Annotated in this window: 4 protein-coding genes; 1 reads left to right on the top strand and 3 read right to left on the bottom strand. The window is 61.5% G+C overall.

What is annotated here, in order from left to right:
- The 3 genes from epsC to AC1DT3_RS17520 form a co-directional block, all read right to left on the bottom strand.
- A partial coding sequence (gene epsC, locus AC1DT3_RS17530; protein ID WP_477466516.1) for a serine O-acetyltransferase EpsC occupies positions 1 to 717 on the bottom strand: 717 nt, incomplete at its 3' end.
- 144 nt (positions 718 to 861) lie between these two features.
- Positions 862 to 1,392 carry a class I SAM-dependent methyltransferase gene (locus AC1DT3_RS17525; protein WP_477466515.1) on the bottom strand — a complete coding sequence of 177 codons (531 nt, stop codon included), beginning with the start codon at positions 1,390 to 1,392 and terminating at the stop codon, positions 862 to 864.
- Positions 1,393 to 1,577: 185 nt separating this feature from the next.
- On the bottom strand, positions 1,578 to 2,342 hold the full coding sequence (locus AC1DT3_RS17520; protein ID WP_477466514.1) for an alpha/beta fold hydrolase: 765 nt from the start codon (positions 2,340 to 2,342) through the stop codon (positions 1,578 to 1,580).
- Between the two features lie 185 nt (positions 2,343 to 2,527).
- Between AC1DT3_RS17520 and AC1DT3_RS17515 the strand changes: the two genes are divergently transcribed.
- Positions 2,528 to 2,644, top strand: a 117-nt coding sequence (locus tag AC1DT3_RS17515; protein ID WP_477466517.1) for a zinc-finger domain-containing protein, incomplete at its 3' end; no start/stop codon positions are given.

The following is a 2,644-nucleotide window of genomic DNA, read 5'->3' as shown; positions in this document are numbered from 1 at the left end:
GAGCACCACCGAGCCGGCGGCGACCCGCGCGCAATGGCCGACTTCGATGTTGCCGAGAATTTTTGCGCCAGCGCCGATCAGCACGCCGTGGCGGATCTTCGGGTGGCGATCGCCGCGCTCCTTGCCCGTGCCGCCGAGAGTCACATCCTGCAGCATCGAGACGTTGTCCTCGATGACGGCGGTCGAACCGACTACGAGGCCGGTGGCATGATCGAGGAATATGCCCTTTCCGATCCGGGCAGCCGGATGGATGTCCGTCTGAAACACCTCAGACGAGAGGCTCTGCAGATAAAGCGCGAAGTCCCGGCGTCCCCGCGTCCACAGCCAATGCGCCAGGCGGTGGGTCTGGATTGCGTGGAACCCTTTGAAATACAGCACAGGCTCGATGGCCCGCTCGCACGCCGGGTCACGGTCCATCACCGCGCTGATGTCAGCGCGAAAAGCCTGAACCATGGAGGTTTCGGTCTCGATCGCCTCTTGAAACGTCTGCTGCAGGAGATCGGCCGGCACCGAGGGATGAGCAAGGCGCGCCGCGACGCGGTGGATCACCGAGGCTTCGAGGCTCGGTTGATGGGTGACCGAGCTCAACATGAAGCCGGCGAGAGCAGGCTCCCGGCGGGCCGCGTCTTCGGCTTCGCGGCGCATGCGATCCCACAGCGGATCGACTATTCCGGCCACGGCCTCGACGGGCCCTGACTTCATGCGCATCTGAGTCATGATCGGCTCCTTGCCAACGCGGCGACGGTCGGGACTAGCATAGATAAGCGCGCACCGTCTCTTTCCCTAGTCCCGTGGAGCATGGACGTCCCGTATTTCTTGCAGGACGCCGAAAATTGTTCTCCTGGCTCTCAGGGTCAGGCGCTACCGCGCGACGGTCGCCGTCTCGGTGACATTCCGCGCTTCGCGAGGGCGTCGGTACACGAAATAGCGTCCCTTAGCGATGCCGGTCTGCGAGGAAATGTCGGCGCAGGACGGAAGATCGAAGGCGCGATCGGCGATGAACAGCCCGCCGGGAGCGAGCAGCGGTTCGATCAGAGGTGACAATTGTTGGGCCAGTTGGCGGTTCAGGTCCTCGTCGCCAGATCCGATATCGGCGTGGATCAGGGCCGCGCAGCCCTTTCCTTTTTTCTCGATAAACAGGGGAATGGTCTCGAAAATATCGCCCATGATGAGATAGCCGTTGCCCGGCACGCAGCCGGGATGCGCGGCGAAGGTCCGCTCGAAGGCATAGATCTTCCGGCCCGGAAGGCGCGCTCGAAGGTGGTCGTAGGTGCGGCCGTTGCCGAGGCCCAGTTCAAGGACATAGCCGGTCGGCTCGATCTCCTCCGCGGCCCAATTCAATAGGTCGCGCTGAGCGCTCAGCCGGCGAATGACGCTGTCGAGACGTGTCATCAGTTTCCCCTACGATATGGATCTGGAGAAATTCGAGTCTCAAATCAATAGCCTGCGCTCCCTTACTTGAATCAAACCGAGAGGAATGTTCACTTACGGGGGCACCTCGACTAAAAAATCAATATTCACTCGCAAACGATTCCCACGATTCAACTTTCCGCGTCCCGTTGAGGAAATGGGTGAATTCACGGTCGGGACGCGAGGAAGTCCAAGACTCCTTGTTTGTGAACCCGGTCGCCGACCGCGAGATTGTGGTCGCGACCGGGGATATCAAGCGTCTCCGCGTTCGGCATGAGAGCGGCCAACGCGTGTCCCGATCCGGCGACATCGTCTGTCGTGCCGACGGAGATCAGGGTCGGCAGGGCGATCGAACCCACCTGCTCCGCGGTGAGCACTTGCCGCGATCCGCGAATGCAGGCGGCGAGCGCCTTCAGGTCGCTCTTTGTCTGCTCCGCGAAGGCGCGGAACATCCGTTGCATCGGGTCCGTGAGGACATCGAGCGACGGTGCCTCCATCGCGTCGGCGATGTCGAGGGGCAAGCCGACCCCTTCGATCAAATGGATGCCGAGCCCGCCCAGCAGAACGGAGCGCATCCGCTCCGGTGCGGTGAGCGCCAGATGCGCGGTGATTCTTGCGCCCATGGAATAACCCATCACGTCCGCGCGCTCGATGGACAGGTGGTCGAGCAAGCGCCGGGCGTCGTCGGCCATGGTGTAGGAATTGTAGGCCTCGGGATCGTAGAGCTTTTCGCTCTGCCCATGCCCCCGATTGTCGAGAGCGATCACGCGGAACCCGGCCCGGTTGAGGGTCTTGAACCACATCGTATTGAGCCAGTTTACCGCGTAGTTGGAAGCGAAACCGTGGATCAGGAGTATGGGATCCCCGTGTCCCTCCTCCGGCCTGACATCCACATAGGCGATGCTGACGCCGGCGGAGTTGAAGAACAGCATGGGTTGCGCGACCTTTATCTGATGGGAAAACAGCTCTAAGGCACCAAAGTGCGACGGCGCAATGTCCACTCGCGATCATGGGGGCTGCACTTTTCGGCATCATGCTCTAGGCGCATGGTCATTCAAACATTATGGTGCCGGCCAAATCCGGATTTCCCGAACTTCGCATTTTCCAAGGCATGGACATGGCCGACAAAGGTACTCCCCACTTCCACAACGATCCCGGCGTTTCCGTCATTCACGTGGGCGCGAAGGAGTTCATGTGCATCGGCGCGACGCCGCCCCTCGATCATCCCCACATC

It is taken from the genome of Microvirga sp. P4_G7 (assembly GCF_056401005.1).
This window is presented reverse-complemented; position numbering and strand designations above follow the sequence as displayed.